Genomic DNA, 20,012 nt, shown 5'->3' on the forward strand with positions numbered 1-20,012 from the left:
GCAAGCGGCTTAGGGCTGTCTGCGGCAAAGAACTAAATGAAGCTTTCGCACGCTGCGCGGCAAGGGTGGTGGATAAGTTTCCCTTGCAGTGGCCGCACGTACAGCATTCTTCAAAAACAGTGTTTCTGACTTTAAGAGATCCGCGGGCTATGCCCGTGGATCTCTCTTTCGCAGAAGCGGCCCCTCTTCCCTCTTCTCCACCGCTTTCTGGAGACGGCGCTGGGATTCGATCCTCAGAGAACAGCGTGGACGTGAAAAAACCGGCTGCATTTGCGTTCTGTAACACCAGCCATTTTATTCTGCATGAGGCTCTGTTTGGGCGAAATGTCCAACGGCGCGAGATTTTTCTGCCAATCAAGCCAATTTTTGCAGGTAAGCTGTTGTTCGGCAAGAAAACTTAACGCAGAGCGACGGAAAATATCCGCCCTTTGGGTGTTTTGACATTTATCAAAGCAGGCTCCTGCCCCGAATATTTTTCGCAATACAATCCGCGTGTAATTTATATCGGAATTCATCACAAAAGCGTAACAAAAAAGAGACACACTCCAAAGAGTGTGTCTCAGATGTTGGCACCACCTATTTTTCCGGGCCGTCGCCAGCCAGGTATCGTGGGCAGGAACGAGCTTAACTGCCGTGTTCGGAATGGGAACGGGTGGACCCTCGCCCTAATCGGCACCAACTTCCTCGGAGCAACCTGTGCCTCCCTCGCTCCCGGTCTCACCAGGAACTCGTACCGCTTCGCTGCTCCTCTATGTTATCCGGCAAATCCGGAGAACAATCTGCATTATAAACTTTTCATTCCGCTTTGTCAAGAGAAGAATGGTGACCCGTACCGGATTCGAACCGATGTTAACGGCGTGAGAGGCCGCTGTCTTAACCACTTGACCAACGGGCCGCTTTGTCTGCTTTAGATGCGCTATCCCTCTCTCCCTCAAACCAGGTGTGCCCTTCGGGCACACCCGATCTAAGGCTGGTGCACCTTCACGGACTCGAACCGGGGACCCACTGATTAAGAGTCAGTTGCTCTACCAACTGAGCTAAAGGTGCATTTCCTCTCCCGCATCCCTCTGAGACTGCGCCTGCCGCACCCTCAAAACCGAACAATACAACACTCCTGCCTTTCAGGCCGCCTGCATTTCTTCTTTGTAGGTCAAGCCCTCGGGCTATTAGTACCGGTCAGCTTCATACGTTGCCGCACTTCCACCTCCGGCCTATCTACCAGGTAGTCTTCCTGGGCCCTTACCCTCTTTCGAGGTGAGAGATCTCATCTTAGGGGAAGTTTCACGCTTAGATGCTTTCAGCGTTTATCTCGTCCATACGTAGCTACCCAGCTATGCCCTTGGCAGAACAACTGGTGCACCAGAGGTATGTCCATCCCGGTCCTCTCGTACTAAGGACAGCTCCCTTCAAATCTCTTACGCCCGCAACAGATAGGGACCGAACTGTCTCACGACGTTCTGAACCCAGCTCGCGTGCCACTTTAATCGGCGAACAGCCGAACCCTTGGGACCGAATTCAGCCCCAGGATGTGACGAGCCGACATCGAGGTGCCAAACCTCCCCGTCGCTGTGGACGCTTGGGGGAGATCAGCCTGTTATCCCCAGGGTAGCTTTTATCCGTTGAGCGATGGCATTTCCACTCACATACCACCGGATCACTAACTCCAACTTTCGTTACTGCTCGACCCGTCGGTCTCGCAGTTAGGCTGGCTTCTACGTTTACACTCACTGCACGATTTCCGTCCGTGCTGAGCCAACCTTTGAGCGCCTCCGTTACCTTTTAGGAGGCGACCGCCCCAGTCAAACTGCCCGCCTAACAGTGTCCCCCGACCGGATTCACGGCCGCAGGTTAGAAACCCAGCAATCCAAGAGTGGTATCCCACCGGCGGCTCCACACGACCTGACGGCCATGCTTCCATGCCTCCCACCTATCCTGTACATGAATTACCGAATTCCAGTATTAAGCTGCAGTAAAGCTCCATGGGGTCTTTCCGTCTAGTTGCGGGTAACCGGCATCTTCACCGGTACTACAATTTCGCCGGGCGGGCTGTTGAGACAGTGCCCAAATCATTACGCCTTTCGTGCGGGTCAGAACTTACCTGACAAGGAATTTCGCTACCTTAGGACCGTTATAGTTACGGCCGCCGTTTACCGGGGCTTCAATTCAATGCTTCAGCTTGCGCCTGACATCTCCTCTTAACCTTCCGGCACCGGGCAGGCGTCAGCCCATATACGTCATCTTTCGATTTAGCATAGACCTGTGTTTTTGGTAAACAGTTGCTTGGGCCTATTCTCTGCGGCCTCTTTCGAGGCTCCCCTTTTTCCGAAGTTACGGGGTCAACTTGCCGAGTTCCTTAACAACCCTTCTCCCGTTGGCCTTAGGATTCTCTCCTCATCTACCTGTGTCGGTTTGCGGTACGGGCGCCTTAGCATTCCCCAGAGCTTTTCTCGCCTCAAAGCATCGCGGACTTCGCTACTATTTTTTCGCTCCCTTTCGCCCAGGTCAACCAACGCCTGGGTTCCGCTATCTTCAAGTGTCCCTCTGGCTTAAGTTTCGGCGGCTACGGAATTTCTACCGTATGTGCATCGACTACGCCTTTCGGCCTCGCCTTAGCTCCCGGCTTACCTTGGGCGGACGAACCTTCCCCAAGAAACCTTAGATTTTCGGCCATTATGATTCCCACATAATTCTCGCTACTCATTCCGGCATTCTCACTTCTGTACAGTCCACGTGTGCTCCCGCTCACGCTTCACCCCGTACACAACGCTCCCCTACCACTGTCATTGCTGACAATCCCAAGCTTCGGTTCCATGCTTAGCCCCGTTACATTTTCCGCGCAGGACCACTCGACCAGTGAGCTATTACGCACTCTTTTAATGTGTGGCTGCTTCTAAGCCAACATCCTGGTTGTTTTCGCAATCCCACATCGTTTTCCACTTAGCATGAATTGGGGACCTTAGCTGTGGGTCTGGGCTGTTTCCCTTTTGACAATGAAACTTATCTCACACTGTCTGACTGCTGTGCATCAATTAGCCGGCATTCTTAGTTTGATAGGCGTTGGTAACCTTATCGGCCCCGCTACCATTCAGTGCTTTACCTCCGGTAATCTAACACAACGCTAGCCCTAAAGCTATTTCGGGGAGAACCAGCTATCTCCGAGTTCGATTGGAATTTCACCGCTACCCACAGGTCATCCGCCACCATTGCAACGGGGGTCGGTTCGGTCCTCCATGGGGTTTCACCCCCACTTCAACCTGCCCATGGGTAGGTCACCCGGTTTCGGGTCTATGGCAGCGAACTTTACGCGCCCTTTTCAGACTCGCTCTCGCTTCGCCTCCGGTACTGAATACCTTAAGCTCGCTCGCTACTATAACTCGCCGGACCGTTCTACAAAAAGTACCTCATCACACTTTAACGTGCTCTGAGTGCTTGTAGGCACAAGGTTTCAGGTTCTCTTTCACTCCCCTCCCGGGGTCCTTTTCACCTTTCCCTCACGGTACTGCTCCTCTATCGGTCATCAGGTAGTATTTAGGCTTGGATGGTGGTCCACCCGGTTTCCCACGGGGTTTCACGTGTCCCGCGGTACTCTGGATTCAGCTCAACAGCCCTCGTTTTTCGCCTACGGGGTTCTCACCCTCTGTGACCGGCCTTCCCAGACCGTTCGGCTAAACTAGACTGTCTTATAGCTGTCCGCAACCCCGGAGAATAAATCCTCCGGTTTGGCCTCTTCCGCGTTCGCTCGCCACTACTAGCGGAATCTCGGTTGATGTCTTTTCCTCGCCCTACTTAGATGTTTCAGTTCAGGCGGTTCCCCACGTACGCCTATTTGATTCAACGCACGTTACATGGATATTGTCCATGTGGGTTGCCCCATTCGGAAATCCGCGGATCAAGGGATATTTGCTCCTCCCCGCGGCTTATCGCAGCTTGTCACGTCCTTCGTCGGCTCCTGATGCCAAGGCATTCCCCTTGCGCCCTTTTCAGCTTGACCTATCGTCGGAGCTAAGTCCATTCCGCTCCCTTGCTCCTCCTCTCCGAACGAAACCCGTTTCACTGGGCTTTCATTCGGCTGGGGACAGCGGAACAGTTCTGGCCTTCTCTCCTACGTGTCAGAGAAAATGGTTCTCTCAAGAATTATGCAGGCTTCACAGATTGTTGAAATTGTAATTGTTACCCTGCGTCCTTCCAGACGCTGTTCCACAATTAAATTTGCCATACTCTCGTATGGCGCCTCTCTGTTGCCTTACTTATCACTTGTGTTGCATTGTTCAGTTTTCAAGGTGCGCCTCCAGCTCTTTTGAAGCCAGATCGAAACACTTGATTCTCATCAAATGCTTCGATTTGATCTCAATGGTGGAGATAGTCGGGTTCGAACCGGCGACCTCCTGCTTGCAAGGCAGGCGCTCTCCCAGCTGAGCTATATCCCCGGCTCTCGTCGCTTGCTTTTGGACTTTTGGTGGGCCTGAGTGGGCTCGAACCACCGACCTTACGATTATCAGTCGTACGCTCTAGCCAGCTGAGCTACAGGCCCGTCTTTGGTCTTGCCTCCCGCCTCCCACAGCATACACCCTCTAAATTAAACAACGTAACTACTCCAGCTCCAGCTGACCAGGATTACGGCATCCTTTTTCATATGCCGTGTTCTCCTTAGAAAGGAGGTGATCCAGCCGCTCGTTCTCGAACGGCTACCTTGTTACGACTTCACCCCAATTATCGAACCCACCTTCGGCCGCGCCCTCATTGCTGTTAGGCTACGGACTTCGGGTGTTCCCGACTCTCATGGTGTGACGGGCGGTGTGTACAAGGCCCGGGAACGTATTCACCGCGGCATGCTGATCCGCGATTACTAGCGATTCCGACTTCACGCAGGCGGGTTGCAGCCTGCGATCCGAACTGGGACGGCTTTTGGGGGTTCGCTCCTCCTCGCGGATTTGCATCCCTCTGTTGACCGCCATTGTATTACGTGTGTAGCCCAGGACATAAGGGGCATGATGATTTGACGTCGTCCCCACCTTCCTCCGTTTTGTCAACGGCAGTCTCGCTAGAGTGCTCTTGCGTAGCAACTAACAATAGGGGTTGCGCTCGTTGCGGGACTTAACCCAACATCTCACGACACGAGCTGACGACAACCATGCACCACCTGTGTGAGAGGTCCCCGAAGGGAAAACCCTATCTCTAGAGCGGTCCTCTCCATGTCAAGCCCTGGTAAGGTTCTTCGCGTTGCTTCGAATTAAACCACATAATCCACCGCTTGTGCGGGCCCCCGTCAATTCCTTTGAGTTTCAACCTTGCGATCGTACTCCCCAGGTGGGATACTTATTGTGTTAACTGCGGCACGCAGGGGGTCAGTCCCCGCACACCTAGTATCCATCGTTTACAGCGTGGACTACCAGGGTATCTAATCCTGTTTGCTCCCCACGCTTTCGCGCCTCACCGTCAGTTGCCGTCCAGTCATCCGCCTTCGCCACTGGTGTTCTTCCTTATATCTACGCATTTCACCGCTACACAAGGAATTCCGATGACCTCTCCGGTACTCAAGAAAAACAGTTTCAAATGCAGTTCCGCGGTTGAGCCGCGGGATTTCACATCTGACTTGTCTTCCCGGCTGCACGCCCTTTACACCCAGTAAATCCGGACAACGCTTGCCACCTACGTATTACCGCGGCTGCTGGCACGTAGTTAGCCGTGGCTTATTCAAGAGGTACCGTCTTCTTCTCTTCCCTCTTAAAAGAAGTTTACAACCCGAAAGCCTTCTTCCTTCACGCGGCGTTGCTGGGTCAGGCTTGCGCCCATTGCCCAATATTCCCCACTGCTGCCTCCCGTAGGAGTCTGGGCCGTATCTCAGTCCCAATGTGGCCGGTCAACCTCTCAGTCCGGCTACTGATCGTCGCCTAGGTGGGCCGTTACCCCGCCTACTAGCTAATCAGACGCGAGGCCATCTTCCAGCGATAAATCTTTGACATTCAAACCATGCGGTTCAAATGTTTCATGCGGTATTAGCAGTCGTTTCCAACTGTTGTCCCCCTCTGGAAGGCAGGTTCCTCACGCGTTACTCACCAGTCCGCCACTAAGCATTCCCTTCCGTTGTCCGAAAACTCCTTCAGGGGTGCTCCGTTCGACTTGCATGTGTTAAGCACGCCGCCAGCGTTCGTCCTGAGCCAGGATCAAACTCTCTATAAATTCGTATTCAAACAGCCCCTTCCAGGACCGCCCAAACCTTCATAGAGCTATTTGCCATAGCTTCATCTCTTGCCTCCGCTCCGGTAATTGACTCAACCCGGAACTTTGGCTCTTTTTCGTCATGGCCTACAAAGACCACGAACTCTGGTGCTTTCTTTTCGTTACGTTGTTTAATTTACAAGGTGCATGCCTTCTTCGGCGGAACATTGCTATTATAACAGCGCTTCTCGCGTTTGTCAACCGCTTTTTTCGAATTTCTTTCAATTCTTTTCCTGCGGCTCAACTGCGCTCCCGCACCGCCTCACAGCTTTGCTAGAATACCAAACAAAACCAGGAAAGTCAACCCCCGCATTTACAATTTGTGCATTTTTTCTTTTTCGACCTTTTTCCGCCTTCTCTTTGGCGGGCTGCTCCACCGTTTATCTAATAATTTTAATACCAACCATTAACGATGCTTATGGATTCTTTCACGCATTGCTGTGTTCTCCCGTCATTTTCACAGGTCACACCTATTTCTGCCGCAAAAAACGGCGGCATCTCCGAGGAAATGCCGCCGTCCATATACCCTTTTCAGCGATGCTCCGCCAGGAAAAACAGCGCCATCAGCCCGGGTCCTGTATGGGCGCCGATGATGGGCCCCAGCTCAAGAATCAGCACCTCCTTGGGGTGAAACTCCTCCAAGATGCTCTCCCGCAGCTGCTCCGCCTCCTCCTGACAGCGGGAGTGGCTGACCACCATCGTCTGTTCCTCCGGGTTGACCACGGTCTCGCGCATCTGTCGGACCAGCGCCGCCAGGGCAGCCTTACGCCCCCGCACCTTCTCCATTGGAATCAGGTGCCCCTCGTTATCCACATGGAGCACAGGCTTGATGTTCAGCATGGTTCCCACGGCCGCCGCGGTGGGGGAAACCCGTCCGCCCCGCTTCAAATAAGTCAGGTCGTCCACGGTGAACCAGTGGGCCATATGGAGTTTGGTCTCCTCCACAAAGTCCCGCACCTCCTCAATGGAGGCCCCGGCCTTTTGCTTCCGGCCCGCCAGGAGCACCAGCAGTCCCTGTCCGGCGGAGGCCGCCAGGGTGTCCACGGTGTAGATCTTCCGGTCCGGATACTTCTCCCCCAGCTCGTTGGCGGCGATGGCGCAGGCGTCCCGGGTGCTGGAGAGGCCGGAGGAAAAGCACAGGAACAGCACGTCCTTTCCCTGCCGCAGGTGGACCTCCATGCCGTCGGTCAGCTCCGCCACATTGGCGGCGGCGGTGACTGCCACAGCTCCGCCCCGCATCCGCTCATAGAACTCCGAAATGGACATAGCCCGTTCGTCGGGATAATGGGGGTAGTTCTTCCCCTCCATAGTAAAGTTCAGCGGCAGAACCTCCGCGCCGGCCTGAGCCGTCAGCTCCGGCGTCAAATCGCAGGAGGACTCCGTCAAAATCACATAGGGTTGGCTCATTGCGTTTCTTCCTTTCGGATTTGATTTTCACAATCATAACATAGATTTTTCATTCTTTCTATATAAAATTTTCACAATCATATTTTTCTTTCAAAATCCAAACACCCTTAACATTATCATTCTATACATATATAATAATGAAGGGGCCGCTCCAACGGCCCCTTCGTCTGTCCTCTCAGCGCAGCAGCACGGGCTGCAATTGCTCTCCCTGCAGGGCGGCGTCCACCGTCTCCGGAATCTTTCCGAAATCCGCCACCAGGGAGCAGGGCTTCGCCGCGGCGTTGTCCTGCCCAAAGGGCACGAAATAATAGTTCTTCCGCACCAGCAGCTCGCCGATGTTTCTGGCTCCGGCGGACAGTCCATCGTTGCTGGACACCGCCACCACCACCGGCCGGCCGTTGCGCAGGTGGGACTTGGCCGCCATGGTAACGGTGGTATCGGCGATGCCGTTTGCCAGCTTGGCGATGGTGTTGCCGGTGGCCGGCGCGATCACCAGCACATCCAGCAGCTTTTTGGGGCCGATGGGCTCCACCGACGGGATGTCACACAGGACCTCCTGCCCCGTCAGATCCTCCAGCCGCTCCAGCAGATCCTCAGACGTGCCGAAGCGGGTATCCGTAAAGGCGGAGGCCTCCGAGGCGATGGGAATCACCGTCTCATAGACCGCCGCCAGCTTTTCCAGCGCCTTGAGCACCTGTTCGTGTGTACAGAAGGACCCGCTTACCGCAAATCCGACGCGTTCCGTTCTCACGCAGGGTCACCTCGTTCTTCCAATAGGATGTAGTACACCGCGTCCCGGATCACCGCCGCCGCCGTCCGGGGCGAAAGCCGCCCCGGCAGGGACCTGGCCCACACATTTGGCAGGCCCAGGCTCTCCGCCGCCGCCAGGTCGATGCCCTGGACGGACGCCAGGTCCACCAGCAGGCATCCGGCAGGCAGCTGCTCCAGCAGCGTCCGGCCCAGGACGGGCGAGGGGACGGTGTTGAACACCGCACCGAAGCCGGACAGCTCCCCGTCCAGCTTCCCGGTCTCCAGCGCTCGCCAGCCGTAGGCGCGGACCCATGCCAGGTCCGCCGGACAGCGGGCCGCAGCGCTCACCTGGGCGCCCAGGCCGTGGAGACGGTGGCACAGGAGCTTCCCGATGCGGCCAAAGCCCAGCACCAGGCACTCCATGCCCAGAAGCGTCTCGTCCAGCCGCTCCATGGCCACCTGTACGGCGCCCTCCGCCGTGGCGGCGGCGTTTGCCACCGTCAGCTCCTCCCGGAGGAAGTAATCCTCCAGGCAGAGTCCGCAGTCCGCGGCCTCCCGGCGCTGCTGGGGCTTCACCTGCCCCGCCAGCACCCGCTGCTGGGGCCGCAGGCGGCGAAACAGGTCCATGGTGGGTACGGGACCCTCCTCGCAGTTCAGCACACCGTCGCCCCGGCACAGCGGCAGGGGCAGGACAATCACGTCCGCCCCCGCAGCCCGTTCCAGGCTTCCCGCGCCCGCGGGCTTCCAGGCGCTCAGTCCGTAAGTATAGACGGTATTCCCGTCCGCCGCCAGCAGCCGGCTCAGCTCCGCCTGCCGCCGGTCGCCTCCGATGAGGCCAAAGGTCTTCTCCATACGGCACTCCCCCTCGCACCATGGTATGGCGGAAGGGGGAGGTTGGTGCTATTCAATTCACGCTCTCCCACTCCACCATGGGGACAGCTTCATCATAGGCCGCCGTATATTGATAACACTGGCTCTCCTGGAAGGACACCCGCCAGGCACCGCCGTCAATGCCCTCCTCCAGATACCAGGGGTCATAAAAAACTCCGTCCGTGTTGAGCTCACTTCCGCCGGCATAGTTCAGGCAGTAGGCGTACACCGCCCCCTCCTGTTGGCTGAACACAACAAAATAGCCGTTCTGAATATAATCGCCCGCGTCATGCTCCACATACAGCACACATTCCCGCCGTCCGTCTCCGTCCAGATCCACCCAGGCCCGACGCCGGGAGATGAGCGGCTTTTCGGCGTATTCGCTGATGCCGCCGGCTTTCAGGTAGTCCGCCAGCGTGGTCCATCCCGCGTCCCCGCCGCAGCCGTCGCCGGAGACGGCGCAGAACGCCGCCCCCTCCTCCAGCGCCGCCAGGATGGCGGCCCGGGCCGCGCCGTCCCGCGCCGTGTCCAATTCCGCCGCGGCAGTCTCCCGGCCATAGTCGTAAATGGGCAGCGTCAGCGGCGTGTGCTCCGGCCACTCCGCCATGGTGCGGCAGCCTCTGATGTACTCCGCCCCCGGAACCACGTTCTCCATGTGAAAGGCGTCATCCACACACCGGACGCTCAGGTCGGTCTCATAGAGGTACTCCCCCCGGCAAAGCTCCCCGTCCTCAATCCAGATCCGGAACACAAAAACCGGCCCCTTGGGCGTCTCCCGCACGATGATCCCCGGCTGGTCCGGGCTGGTGTAAAATTGCATATACCGCCCGTCCAGGCGGCCGGCCTCCGCCGCCGCGCCATCCCGGACGGTGAGAAAGCGGATGTCCGAGCGATAGTGGTTGGAGCGAATCACCAGCTCCGGCACGCCGTCCCGGTCCAGGTCATAGAGAAAATACTCCTTGCTGAGATTTTCCGCCTGCGCGGGGTAGTCGTTGGGGTCATAGTCCGGCCGGTCGATGTTCAGCACCGCCTTTTCTTCCTCACAGAGGTTTTCCAGGAACTCCGCATAGGCCGTCCTCCAGTCCTCCTCCGGTTGGATTATCTGCACCGGCGGCCCCTCCGCCCGCTCCTCCGCCGAAGGCCCTCCGCAGCCGCTCAGCAGCAGGCATAAGATCAATCCAAAAACCATCTTTCGCATAAAAAGTCACTTCCATACCGAGATAATCCCAGTATGGAAGCAATTCCGGTCTTTTTCAACAACAAAGCCGTGACAGGCCGGTTACAAACCGGCTACGATTCGGTGACAAATTTCAACAGCGCCGCCCGCTGGTTGGGCAGCTCGCCGTCCACCACTTTGCTCAGCAGTGTCTCCAGCGCCCGGCCCACGGCGGGTCCCCGGAGCCCCAGCGCCGTGAGGTCGTTCCCGTTCACCGCCAGCTGCTTCAAGGAAAAACAGGCGTTCTCCGCCAAAAGGCGGTCCAGAATCTCCTCCGCCAGAGCGATTTCCGCCTGCCGCCCCCGGTAGGCGGAGGCCTGGGCCAGGTTGTCCGCCCGCTTCAACGCCAGCAGCAGCCGCAGCTCCTCCTCCCCCAGCCGCCGCAGGGCCCGGCCCACACCTCTGTCCGTCCGGGGAATGTCCCGGTCGTGCCACGCGACGAGCCGCACCACCCGCTCCCGAAAGTCGTTGGGGAATTTCAGCCGCCGGAGCATCCCGTCCGCCAGCTCCACGCTGGCGGCGGCATGGCCGTAGAAGTGGCCCACGCCGTCCTCGTCCAGGGTGAATGCGGCGGGCTTGCCGATGTCGTGGAGCAGGGCGGCGCACCGCAGCTCCGGAATGGGGGGCGTATTGGCCAGGGCCACGGTGCTGTGATTCCACACGTCGTAGCAGTGGTGGATGTTCCGCTGGTCAAAGCCCACCATAGGCAGCGCCTCCGGCCAGAAGACACCGACGACCCCGGGATGGTTGTCCAACACCTCCTTGGCGTACCGCCCGCACAGGAGCTTTGTCAGCTCCGCCTGAATCCGCTCCGGGGCAATCTCCCGGAGGAGTTCCCGGTTTCGGTCTATCGCGCGGCCCGTCTCATCCTCCTCGTCCAGCCCCAGCGCCGCCGAAAACCGCATCCCCCGCAGAATCCGCAGGGCGTCCTCCTGAAACCGCCGGTCCGGGGCCCCCACGCACCGCAGATCTCCATTCTCCAGGTCCCGACGCCCGCCGAAGGGGTCCCGCAGCTCCCCCCGGAGGTTCAGAGCCATGGCGTTGACGGTGAAATCCCGCCGGGCCAAATCCTCTTCCAGGGAGCGGGTGAAGGTGACGCTCTCCGGGTGCCGGCGGTCCCGGTACGCCCCGTCCAGACGGTAGGTGGTGACCTCCGCGGGCCCGTCCGCCGTCCTCACGGTGACGGTGCCATGCTTCAGCCCCGTGGGCAGAGCCCGGTCTCCGAATACCGCCAGCGTCTCCTCCGGCAGGGCGGAGGTGGTCACATCCCAGTCCTCCGGCTCCCGGACAGGGGGCTGGGCCCCGTTCAGCATCCGCAGGTCCGCCAGCAGCATGTCCCGCACGCAGCCGCCCACGCACCAGGCCTCATAGCCCGCCGCCTCCAGCGTCTCCAAAAGCGCTCTCACACCCTCCGGAATCGACAGCATCCCGCTCACCGCCTTTTTCTGTTGCATTTCCGGTTATTCTATACTATAATAATTTGCCAATGATCTGATTATATACCGCTTTTTCCCTCCGCGCAACGGAAAAAAGCGGACCTGAAAGGAAGTCTGCTCCCATGATGAACAACCCCACCCCCATCTCCGACTACCTCATCCCCGGCAAACGGGCCCATCTGGTGGGCATCGGCGGCGTGTCCATGTGCCCTCTGGCGGAAGTTCTCCAGGGCAAGGGCCTCCAGGTCCAGGGCTCTGACATGAACGACAGCGAGACCGCCCAGCACCTGCGCTCCCTGGGCATCCCCGTGGCCATCGGCCACAACGCGGAAAATCTGGGGGACTGCGATCTTGTGATCCGCACCGCCGCCGTCCACGACGGCAACCCCGAGATCGCCGGGGCCATCGCCCGGGGCATCCCCGTCTATGAGCGGGCCCAGGCCTGGGGGGCCATCATGCGCCATTACCCCAACGCCCTGTGCGTCGCCGGCACCCACGGAAAGACCACCACCACCTCCATGTGCACCCACATCTTCATGGCGGCGGAGGCGGACCCTACCGTCATGATCGGCGGCACCCTGCCCATGCTCCGCTCCGGCTACCGGGTGGGAAACGGCGACACCATCATTCTGGAGTCCTGCGAGTACTGCAACAGCTTTTTGAGCTTCTTCCCCACCGTGGCGGTGATCCTCAACGTGGAGGCCGACCATCTGGACTTCTTCAAGGACCTCCAGGATATTCAAAACTCCTTCCGCCGCTTCGCGGAGCTGGTGCCCCCCTCTGGCAGCGTCATCGTCAATGCGGACAACGAAGGCGCCCGCAGCGTGGCCCAGGGGCTGGACGCCTTCACCTTCGGCCTGGAGCCCGGGGCGGCGTGCACCGCTGTCAACCTCCGGGAGGACAAAGGCCGCCCCGTCTTTGACATCCACGTCCGCGGCCAATTTTACGCCCATGCGGAGCTGAAAGTCTACGGACGGCACAATGTCTCCAACGCCCTGGCGGCGGCCTCCGCCGCCTATGTGCTGGGTCTCCCCGGCGAGGCCGTGGAAAAGGGCCTGGCCTCCTTTACCGGCGCGGGCCGGCGCTTTGAGTACAAGGGGACCTTCAACGGCGCGGAGATCTACGACGACTACGCCCACCACCCCGACGAGCTCCACGCCCTGCTGACCACCGCCCGGGGGCTTGATTACCGGCGCCTCGTCTTGGCCTTCCAGCCCCACACCTACTCCCGGACCTCCAAGCTCTTCGAACAGTTTGTGGCAGAGCTGAAACTGCCGGATGTGGCCATCCTGGCGGAGATCTTCGCCGCCAGGGAGCAGAATACCCAGGGCATCTCCTCCGCGGACCTGTGCCGCAATATCCCCGGGGCGGTGTACTGCTCCACCCTGGACAAGGTGGCGGAGCAGCTGCGCCAAATCGCCCAGCCCGGCGATCTGATTCTCACCGTGGGCGCGGGAGACATCTACCGGGCCGGGGAAAAACTTCTGAAAAAGGACGTATAACCCATGGAACTCTCACCGCTGTACCGCAACACCCGTCCGGAGGGGGAACTGCTCCCCCAGGAGGAGGCTGCCTTCGCTCTGCTGGAGGAGCTGGGCATCGAGTATGACCGGGTCTCCAGCGAGCCCGCCGACACCATGGAGAAGTGCGCCGCCGTCAGCGAGGCGCTGGGTGTGCCCATCTGCAAAAATCTCTTCCTCTGCAACCGCCAGAAGACACAGTTCTATCTGCTGTGCATGGGCCCCGGCAAGCTCTTTCACACCAAGGATCTCTCCCGCCAAATCGGCTCCGCCCGCCTCTCCTTCGCCCCGGAGGAGTCCCTCTGGGACCTGCTGCGCTGCACCCCCGGCTCCGCAACCATCCTAGGGCTTGCCAACGACCAGGCACATCAGGTGCGGCTTCTGATGGAGCGGGAGGTCTATGAGGCGGAGTACCTCAGCTGCCACCCCTGCATCTGCACCAGCAGCCTCAAGCTGAAAACGGCGGACGTGCTGGAGAAATTCCTGCCCCGCACCGGCCACCAGGTCACCGTGGTGGACCTGTGAGGGCGAAACGCGGTTAAAAGTTTCGCCAGTCTCTACAAAGGCTGTGGGGTCCCGGGGCAGCGCCCCGGGTTGTGCCGCGCGCAGCGCGAAACTCCAGCTCCTGCGCAATATGAAAAAAACGGCCAAAAAGTCCCCCTGTTTCCGCTCCACCCTTGCCCCGCTCAGAAAGACACCGCCCCCGGACCGGGAGATAAACCGGTCCGGGGGCGTCCATATTCCCTTTACCAGCTGTGGTGTGCCCAGGACTGGGCGGCAGTCATGGCAAAAAAGCCGTAATCCACGCCGTCCCCGGTGTCGCCCCAGGTGGTGTCAATGTGGACCTCCTGGCCGTCCAGCATCGCCACTGTCCAGATGTGCCCGTTGCCGGACAGGGCCGTACAGCTGATGCCCTCCAGCTTCAAAAACAGGTTGTAGGCCCCGGTGTACCCGTCGCAGACGGCGGTGCCATTGGCAAACAGGCCGTAGGGGATGTGGCTGAGGGACTTGTCCCCCGCATTATAGTCATAGGTGCAGTTCTCACAGATCCAGGTGAAATAGACCCGGGCCTTCTCCGTATCCGTCATGGAGGACGTGAGCTGTCCGCTCTCCCAAAGCTGCCGCTGAATGTCCAGGGCGGCCGCCATGGTCTCCTCCCGGTACTCCTTGGTACGCTCCCCCAGGTTGGCGGCAGAGAATGTCAGCGTTACCCGCCCCGCCTGGTTATAGGTACAGTAAACGGAGTTGTAGCTCTGCTCGCAGTAGGTCTTTACAATGCCCAGGGCCTGCTCCATCACCCGCCTGGCCTCTGACGCCGTGATGCCGGGATACTGCAGCGCCAGCACGCTGGAGCCGCCGGAGAGCATGTGCCGCACGGTCTCGTCCATCTCCTCCAGGGTGCCGGGGTCCGGGATATATTCTCCGGGAGGCACCAGATCCGCCAGCGTGGAGCCGCCGGTCCGCTCCGCCAGGGTCCAGTCCGGCTTGAGCCGCAGGGACGGGTCCACCATGCGGGTCAGCATAGCCGCGGCGGCGCCCCGGGTGGCCGGCGCCTCCGGCAGGAAGGAGCCGGTCTCGTCGCTGCCCACGGACAGCCCCGTCCGGTACAGATAGAGGATGTCCTGATAATAGGGCGTGTACTCCGACACGTCGGTAATGAATTTCCGGGAAGCATAGCCCTCCGTCACGATCTGGTCGTTTATCAGAGGCATCTCCGGCAGAACGCCCGCCAGCACATGGGCCACCTGGGCCCGTGTGGCCGGCGCGGCCAGCTGGGCGTCCAGCTCCGTGCCCAGCACGCCCTCCGCCTGGAGATACCGGAGGTACCCGGCGGACACCGGCCCGCCGTCTCCGCCGTGGGCGGCGGGGCCCCGCTCCGCGTCTCCGGTGCGGAAAATGCTGCGGATGCGCCCGGCGAAGATCACCACCTCCCCCACGGTCATGGGGTCCTGGAGGCCGTAGGTGCCGTCGGCCCGTCCCCCGGAGAGACCGTACTCGTACAGCGCCGCCACATTGTCATAGAAAGGCGAGGCGGTGGTCAGGTCAGAGAACTGGCCGGAGTAGGCCCTGCCCCGGACAAAGTTCTCCTGGCTGTCCTGGGCGGCGTAAGCGGGAATGGTCAAAAGCAGGGCGGCTGCCAGCAGCAGCGCCGGAATGCGGCGTCTCATCACAGGGATACCTCCTTACAGACGGGGCGGAAAGGGACAAAGAATCACGAGGGGATATTCAGGTCCTCCGGGAGACGGTCCTCCACATAGGGGTTCAGAAACTGGTTTACCAGCGCCAGGGTCTCCTCCGGGTCCACATAGATATAGGGGGATTTCCACTCTCCCGGGAGAGTGGAGAAGTCGATGTTGTCCGGCCCCATAGAGATGAACTGGGCCCCCAGCCAGGCCAGGTTGTTGACAGTCAGGTCCGTCTCCACATACTGGTGGAAGATCTTCACAAACTCGTTGACCTTGGTGAGGTTGGCGGGGGTCAGGGTCTTTTTGGCCACCGCTTTCAGGAAATTCTGCTGGGTGGTCATGCGGCCCACGTCCTCGCTGCCGTAGCCGGTGCCGTCGTTGTTGTGGCGAAAGCGCACCACCTTCAGCGCGTCCGCGCCGTAGAGAAGGCGCGTGCCTCTGGTAAAGTGGATGGAGAGATCCTGATAGGGATCGTCGTAGTCCATGTCAATGGGGATATAGAACTCCACGCCGCCGATGGCGTTTACCAAAGCCTCAAACCCCCGGAGATCCACCAGCACCGTGTAGTCCACCGGAATGCCCAGCTGGTCCGACACCACCTCCGAGAGCAGCTCCATGCCGCCGGTGTTGTAGGCGGCGTTGATCTTGTGGTTCTTTCCGTTGAAAAAGGCCTTGCTGTCCCGGGGGATGCTGACACCGTAGGCGTACCCGGTGGCGGCGTCCACCGCCAGCAGGATGTTGGTGTCGCTGCCGCCGTTGCCGTCGTCCACGCCGGAGACCAGAATGGTGTAAAAGTCCGGCTTCCGCTCCCGGTGGGAGCGGAGGGCCTCCGCCGCCGCGTCCGCCTCGGGGTCCTCCTCCCCGGCAGGCCCGTCCACCGTCTCCGCAGGGGGCAGGTCCTCCTGCTTCTGCTCCGGTGCCTTGAAAAAGCTGTGAAAGCCGGCGTAGATTACGGCCACGGTCAAAACCGCCAGAATGATGACCAGGGGCATGTTGTTCCGCTTACGGCGGCGGGAGTGGGGTCTTGGCATGGGAAGCTCTCCTTAGCAGCGCGGCGACGCCGCGGAAATTTGATTGACATAACGTATCCTCTATTATACGGCCCCCCCGCCGAAAACACAAGAGGGAAATGCGGCCTTTCCCGCCCGCCGCGGGAAGAGCCTGTCCCGCCCCAGGAAAAGCGGCCGCCCCAAAAGCCTTGGGGCGGCCTGTGCCGGAAGCTATTCTCCCTCCTCTGTCTCCTTCGTCTCTTCCCGCACCGCCGCAATCTGCTCCAGCAGCGCCTTGATGTCTGCCAGCAGTTCGTTCTGGTAGGACAGGGCGCAGTGAATAAAGTGGAGCGCCGGGTCCGCCTGCTGGACAGGCTCCACGCCGTCCACCGGATGGGGCCAGCGGCGAACGGGGGGCTCCGGCGTGATGGGCACGCCGGAAACCGCCGGGGCCGGGAACGCCGTCTCCGCCGTTCTGGAGCGGCCCCGCCCCTGCGTCTGCTTCGCCATATTGATTCCTCCTTATACTATTCGCCAATGAAAACCACGGGTGATTTTCACTCTGCCGGCGATCCCGCGCAATCCAAACCCCGCCAAAATCCATGGGGATTTGGGCGTGTTTTCATGGAAACTCCCTGGCGCCCGTATCATGTGCCGCGGTATTTTTTACGGGTGGCAATGCCGCCCCGGATATGCCGCTGGGCCTTGTTCACGTCCAGGACCTCCTTGACCTGTATGTACAGCGCCCGGTTAAACTGGGGCAGGCGCTCGGAGATGTCCTTATGTACTGTGGACTTGCTGATGCCGAATTTCTGCGCGGCGGCGCGGACAGTGGTCCGGTTCTCTATAATGTACTGGGCCAGGCGCTCTGCCCGTTCCTCCATGTTACCCTTCAAAACACAACACTCCCCGCCTCTAGTTGCTCTATCCTATGCGGCGCAGGACGGGGATATGTTCCTCCGGGCCGCCGGAAAATAGGAGGCGGAAAAATTTCAGGAAAAATTTGGTTGTTTCTTACAATGGACAACCTGCGCCGTTTCTGCGAAAATAGGTGCTGTATATTTCATAAAGCCGTCGAAAGAAAATTTTATAAAAGTGATATTTGCGACTATACAGACCTACATCTTGTGTGGTAGAATAACCAAGCTTCACAAGATATGCAATATTAAAATACAGATCTGTACTCACGCAGTATACAGACAAGATGAGGAGAGGGGATTCATGAACGTTATCAAGCGGAACAGCACGGAAGTAAGTTTTGACATCACCAAGATCATCGCGGCCATTACCAAGGCCAACGAGAGCATTGCGGAATCCATCCGCATGACGCCCGTGCAGATCCGCCGGATTGCCGAGTCCGTGGAACTTGCCTGCCAGAAGCTGGACCGGGCCCCCTCCGTGGAGGAGATTCAGGACCTGGTGGAGTATCAGATCATGGCCCACGGCGCCTTTGAGGTGGCCAAGAGCTATATCACCTACCGCTACACCCGCTCCCTGATCCGCAAGAGCAACACCACCGACGACAAGATTCTCACCCTCATCGAGTGCAACAACGAGGAGGCCAAGCAGGAGAACAGCAACAAAAATCCCACGGTGAACTCCGTCCAGCGGGACTACATGGCCGGCGAGGTCAGCCGGGACATCACCAGCCGCCTCCTCCTGCCCCCCGAGATCGTGGAGGCCCACAACGCCGGCATCATCCACTTCCACGACACGGACTATTACGCCCAGCACATGCACAACTGCGACCTGGTGGATCTGGAGGACATGCTGCAAAACGGCACCGTCATCTCCGGCACCCTGATTGAAAAGCCCCACTCCTTCTCCACCGCCTGCAACATCGCCACCCAGATCATCGCCCAGGTGGCCTCCAACCAGTACGGCGGCCAGTCTATCTCCCTGACCCACCTGGCCCCCTTCGTGGACGTCAGCCGGAAAAAGCTGCGCAGGAGCGTGGAGCAGGAGCTGCGGGACATCGGCGCCACCGTTTCAGAGGACAAGCTCCGGGAGGTGGTGGAGACCCGCCTGCTGGAGGAGATCCGCCGCGGCGTCCAGACCATTCAGTACCAGGTGGTCACTCTCCTGACCACCAACGGACAAGCCCCCTTTGTCACGGTGTTCATGTACCTGGGGGAGACCCGGGACCCCCAGACCAAGCACGATCTGGCCCTGATTATTGAGGAGGTCTTGAAGCAGCGCTACGAGGGCGTGAAAAACGAGGCCGGCGTATGGATCACCCCTGCCTTCCCCAAGCTGATCTATGTCTTGGAGGAGGACAACGTCCGCCCCGGCACCCCCTATTACTACCTGACGGAGCTCTCCGCCAAGTGCACCGCCCGCCGCATGGTGCCGGACTACATCTCCGAGAAGAAGATGCTGGAGCTGAAAGTCGACAAAAACGGCAACGGCAACTGCTACCCCTGCATGGGCTGCCGCAGCTTCCTGACCCCCTATGTGGACCCGAAAACGGGCAAACCCAAGTACTATGGCCGGTTCAACCAGGGCGTCGTCACCATTAACCTCCCCGATGTGGCATTGACCTCCGAGGGGAATATTGAGAAGTTCTGGAAGATCTTTGACGAGCGGCTGGAGCTGTGCCACCAGGCTCTCCTGTGCCGCCACGAACGGCTCAAGGGCACGCTGTCCGACGCCGCCCCCATTCTCTGGCAGTACGGCGCCTGCGCCCGCCTCAAAAAGGGCGAGCCCATCGACAGCCTCCTCTACGGCGGGTATTCCACCATCTCCCTGGGCTACGCCGGCCTCTACGAGTGCGTGAAGTACATGACCGGCAAGAGCCACACGGACCCCGCCGCCACCCCCTTCGCCCTGGAGATCATGGAGATTATGAACGCCGCCTGCCGGAGGTGGAAGGCCGAGCACAACATCGATTTCAGCCTCTACGGCACGCCCCTGGAGTCCACCACCTACAAGTTCGCCAAGTGCCTCCAGAAGCGCTTCGGCGTCATTGAGGGCATCACGGACAAGGGCTACATCACCAACAGCTACCACGTCCACGTCTCCGAGGAGATCGACGCCTTCACCAAGCTGAAATTCGAGGCCCAGTTCCAGCACCTCTCCCCCGGCGGCGCCATCAGCTACGTGGAGGTGCCGGACATGCAGAACAACCTGGAGGCGGTGCTCCAGGTGATGCGGTTCATCTACGACAATATCATCTACGCCGAGCTGAACACCAAGAGCGACTACTGCCAGGTCTGCGGCTGGGACGGCGAGATCCAGATCGCGGAGGAGGACGGCAAGCTCATCTGGAAGTGCCCCCAGTGCGGCAACACCGACCAGGACAAGATGAACGTAGCCCGCCGCACCTGCGGCTATATCGGAACCCAGTTTTGGAACCAGGGCCGGACCCAGGAGATCCGGGACCGGGTACTGCACCTGTAAAAACCTTGCGAAGGCAATCG

13 protein-coding genes, 4 tRNA genes and 3 rRNA genes are annotated in these 20,012 nt (G+C 59.5%); 4 read left to right on the top strand and 16 right to left on the bottom strand.

What is annotated here, in order from left to right; all coding sequences use genetic code 11:
• The first annotated feature begins 65 nt into the window (after nt 1–65).
• Nucleotides 66–401, top strand: a complete 336-nt coding sequence (locus C816_RS07960) for a hypothetical protein (protein WP_242832159.1) — start codon at nt 66–68, stop codon at nt 399–401.
• Between the two features lie 163 nt (nt 402–564).
• Here the strand turns inward: C816_RS07960 and rrf are convergent.
• The 12 genes from rrf to C816_RS08020 form a co-directional block, all read right to left on the bottom strand.
• Nucleotides 565–680, bottom strand: a 5S ribosomal RNA gene (rrf, locus tag C816_RS07965).
• A gap of 140 nt (nt 681–820) precedes the next feature.
• Nucleotides 821–895: transfer RNA gene (locus C816_RS07970), tRNA-Glu, on the bottom strand.
• 76 nt (nt 896–971) lie between these two features.
• Nucleotides 972–1,047: transfer RNA gene (locus C816_RS07975), tRNA-Lys, on the bottom strand.
• Nucleotides 1,048–1,146: 99 nt separating this feature from the next.
• Nucleotides 1,147–3,991: ribosomal RNA gene (locus C816_RS07980) — 23S ribosomal RNA — on the bottom strand.
• Between the two features lie 360 nt (nt 3,992–4,351).
• Nucleotides 4,352–4,427, bottom strand: a tRNA-Ala gene (locus tag C816_RS07985).
• A 27-nt stretch (nt 4,428–4,454) separates the two neighbouring features.
• Nucleotides 4,455–4,531: transfer RNA gene (locus C816_RS07990), tRNA-Ile, on the bottom strand.
• Between the two features lie 120 nt (nt 4,532–4,651).
• A 16S ribosomal RNA gene (locus tag C816_RS07995) occupies nt 4,652–6,180 on the bottom strand.
• Together the 16S, 23S and 5S rRNA genes with 4 tRNA genes alongside form the textbook arrangement of a ribosomal RNA operon.
• A 570-nt stretch (nt 6,181–6,750) precedes the next feature.
• Nucleotides 6,751–7,626, bottom strand: a complete 876-nt coding sequence (locus C816_RS08000) for a DegV family protein (RefSeq protein WP_016321881.1) — start codon at nt 7,624–7,626, stop codon at nt 6,751–6,753.
• A 175-nt stretch (nt 7,627–7,801) separates the two neighbouring features.
• Nucleotides 7,802–8,377 carry a dipicolinate synthase subunit B gene (locus C816_RS08005; protein ID WP_016321882.1) on the bottom strand — a complete coding sequence of 192 codons (576 nt, stop codon included), beginning with the start codon at nt 8,375–8,377 and terminating at the stop codon, nt 7,802–7,804.
• Nucleotides 8,374–9,228, bottom strand: a complete 855-nt coding sequence (locus tag C816_RS08010) for a dipicolinate synthase subunit DpsA (protein ID WP_016321883.1) — start codon at nt 9,226–9,228, stop codon at nt 8,374–8,376. The genes C816_RS08005 and C816_RS08010 overlap by 4 nt, the downstream gene beginning before the upstream one ends.
• Nucleotides 9,229–9,280: 52 nt before the next feature.
• Complete coding sequence (locus C816_RS08015) at nt 9,281–10,444, bottom strand: hypothetical protein (RefSeq protein ID WP_016321884.1); 1,164 nt, start codon at nt 10,442–10,444, stop codon at nt 9,281–9,283.
• A gap of 92 nt (nt 10,445–10,536) precedes the next feature.
• On the bottom strand, nt 10,537–11,916 hold the full coding sequence (locus tag C816_RS08020) for a CCA tRNA nucleotidyltransferase (RefSeq protein ID WP_242832160.1): 1,380 nt from the start codon (nt 11,914–11,916) through the stop codon (nt 10,537–10,539).
• A gap of 104 nt (nt 11,917–12,020) precedes the next feature.
• Here C816_RS08020 and murC point away from each other — a divergent pair, with 104 nt between their 5' ends.
• Together murC and C816_RS08030 are read left to right on the top strand one after the other, a co-directional pair.
• Complete coding sequence (murC, locus tag C816_RS08025) at nt 12,021–13,400, top strand: UDP-N-acetylmuramate--L-alanine ligase (RefSeq protein ID WP_016321886.1); 1,380 nt, start codon at nt 12,021–12,023, stop codon at nt 13,398–13,400.
• A 3-nt stretch (nt 13,401–13,403) separates the two neighbouring features.
• Nucleotides 13,404–13,943 carry a prolyl-tRNA synthetase associated domain-containing protein gene (locus C816_RS08030; RefSeq protein ID WP_016321887.1) on the top strand — a complete coding sequence of 180 codons (540 nt, stop codon included), beginning with the start codon at nt 13,404–13,406 and terminating at the stop codon, nt 13,941–13,943.
• A 221-nt stretch (nt 13,944–14,164) separates the two neighbouring features.
• On the opposite strand, the gene C816_RS08035 is transcribed toward C816_RS08030, so the two are convergent.
• The 4 genes from C816_RS08035 to spoIIID all read right to left on the bottom strand — a co-directional run bounded on the left by C816_RS08035 (nt 14,165) and on the right by spoIIID (nt 17,489).
• The gene (locus tag C816_RS08035) at nt 14,165–15,586 is read right to left on the bottom strand and encodes an S-layer homology domain-containing protein (protein ID WP_016321888.1); all 1,422 of its coding nucleotides are present in this window, start codon (nt 15,584–15,586) and stop codon (nt 14,165–14,167) included.
• Between the two features lie 44 nt (nt 15,587–15,630).
• Nucleotides 15,631–16,635 (bottom strand): LCP family protein, encoded by a 1,005-nt coding sequence (locus tag C816_RS21730; RefSeq protein WP_016321889.1) that lies wholly within the window; start codon nt 16,633–16,635, stop codon nt 15,631–15,633.
• Between the two features lie 189 nt (nt 16,636–16,824).
• A complete protein-coding gene (locus C816_RS08045) occupies nt 16,825–17,103 on the bottom strand; it encodes a hypothetical protein (RefSeq protein WP_016321890.1) in 279 nt (92 codons plus the stop codon).
• Nucleotides 17,104–17,240: 137 nt separating this feature from the next.
• Complete coding sequence (spoIIID, locus tag C816_RS08050; RefSeq protein ID WP_040655127.1) at nt 17,241–17,489, bottom strand: sporulation transcriptional regulator SpoIIID; 249 nt, start codon at nt 17,487–17,489, stop codon at nt 17,241–17,243.
• 325 nt (nt 17,490–17,814) lie between these two features.
• Between spoIIID and nrdD the strand changes: the two genes are divergently transcribed.
• Nucleotides 17,815–19,992, top strand: a complete 2,178-nt coding sequence (gene nrdD / locus C816_RS08055) for an anaerobic ribonucleoside-triphosphate reductase (RefSeq protein WP_016321892.1) — start codon at nt 17,815–17,817, stop codon at nt 19,990–19,992.
• Nucleotides 19,993–20,012 lie beyond the last annotated feature (20 nt).

This window comes from Oscillibacter sp. 1-3 (assembly GCF_000403435.2).
Classification (GTDB): Bacteria; Bacillota; Clostridia; order Oscillospirales; family Oscillospiraceae; genus Oscillibacter.